The sequence below is a fragment of the Lactobacillus gallinarum genome (genome assembly GCF_002160635.1).
Taxonomy (GTDB): Bacteria; Bacillota; Bacilli; order Lactobacillales; family Lactobacillaceae; genus Lactobacillus; species Lactobacillus gallinarum.
Genome location: NZ_NFKZ01000071.1, coordinates 1 through 1126 on the forward strand (window position 1 = coordinate 1; position 1126 = coordinate 1126).

The window sequence follows — 1126 nt, forward strand, 5'->3', positions numbered from 1 at the left end:
TACGGTGGCGAAAGCAAGAAGGATACACCTGTTCCCATGCCGAACACAGAAGTTAAGCTTCTTAACGCCGAAAGTAGTTGGTGGGCAACTGCCTGCGAGGAAAGGAAGCTGCCGTGCTCATGGAGGATTAGCTCAGCTGGGAGAGCATCTGCCTTACAAGCAGGAGGTCACAGGTTCGAGCCCTGTATCCTCCATCGAGTCGTTAGCTCAGTTGGTAGAGCAACGGACTTTTAATCCGTGGGTCGAGGGTTCAAGTCCCTCACGGCTCATGACCCTAATTTGCGGGTGTGGCGGAATTGGCAGACGCGCTAGATTTAGGTTCTAGTGTTTTCGGACGTGTGGGTTCAAGTCCCACCACCCGTATTGCCAACCACATATTGACAATATGCCGATTTAGCTCAGTTGGTAGAGCATCTGTCTTGTAAACAGGGGGTCGTACGTTCAAGTCGTATAATCGGCATTTATATTTTGCGGAAGTAGTTCAGTGGTAGAACATCACCTTGCCATGGTGGGGGTCGCGGGTTCGAATCCCGTCTTCCGCTTTCATCAACACGCCGGAGTGGCGGAATTGGTAGACGCACGGGACTTAAAATCCCGCGGTTGGTTTCAACCGTATCGGTTCGACTCCGATCCCCGGCATTGATGATGCGCCCTTAGCGCAACTGGATAGAGTGTCTGACTACGAATCAGAAGGTTGAAGGTTCAAATCCTTCAGGGCGCATATAACGGGAAATGGCTCAGTTTGGTAGAGCACCTGGTTTGGGACCAGGGGGTCGCAGGTTCGAATCCTGTTTTCCCGATTGTATCTAAATGGTATTAGTTACATTTTTGGCGGTGTAGCTCAGCTGGCTAGAGCGTCCGGTTCATACCCGGGAGGTCGAGGGTTCGATCCCCCCCGCCGCTATATTGTAAACTTGGACCTTTAGCTCAGTTGGTTAGAGCAGACGGCTCATAACCGTCCTGTCGTAGGTTCGAGTCCTACAAGGTCCATTACATATGTATATTAATATCGCGGGATGGAGCAGTCTGGTAGCTCGTCGGGCTCATAACCCGAAGGTCGTTGGTTCAAATCCAGCTCCCGCAATTTGGTCCATTGGAGCAGTGGTTTATCTCGCCTCCCTGTCAC

Annotated in this window: 11 tRNA genes and 1 rRNA gene; all 12 read left to right on the forward strand. The window is 51.6% G+C overall.

The annotated features are described in order from the left end of the window. The 12 genes from rrf (at position 1) to B5E95_RS10375 (ending at position 1084) form a co-directional block, all read left to right on the forward strand. A 5S ribosomal RNA gene (rrf, locus tag B5E95_RS10320) occupies positions 1-117 on the forward strand. 4 nt (positions 118-121) lie between these two features. Then, a tRNA-Val gene (locus B5E95_RS10325) sits at positions 122-194 on the forward strand. A 2-nt stretch (positions 195-196) separates the two neighbouring features. Further along, a tRNA-Lys gene (locus B5E95_RS10330) sits at positions 197-269 on the forward strand. Positions 270-281: 12 nt separating this feature from the next. Continuing rightward, positions 282-363 (forward strand) — tRNA-Leu (locus B5E95_RS10335). Positions 364-387: 24 nt separating this feature from the next. Beyond that, positions 388-460, forward strand: a tRNA-Thr gene (locus B5E95_RS10340). A gap of 10 nt (positions 461-470) precedes the next feature. Beyond that, positions 471-542, forward strand: a tRNA-Gly gene (locus B5E95_RS10345). Between the two features lie 11 nt (positions 543-553). After that, positions 554-639, forward strand: a tRNA-Leu gene (locus B5E95_RS10350). 8 nt (positions 640-647) lie between these two features. Next, positions 648-721 (forward strand) — tRNA-Arg (locus B5E95_RS10355). Positions 722-726: 5 nt separating this feature from the next. Continuing rightward, positions 727-800, forward strand: a tRNA-Pro gene (locus B5E95_RS10360). Positions 801-830: 30 nt separating this feature from the next. Further along, a tRNA-Met gene (locus tag B5E95_RS10365) sits at positions 831-904 on the forward strand. A 12-nt stretch (positions 905-916) separates the two neighbouring features. After that, positions 917-990, forward strand: a tRNA-Ile gene (locus B5E95_RS10370). 20 nt (positions 991-1010) lie between these two features. Next, positions 1011-1084: transfer RNA gene (locus B5E95_RS10375), tRNA-Met, on the forward strand. Positions 1085-1126: the final 42 nt, after the last annotated feature.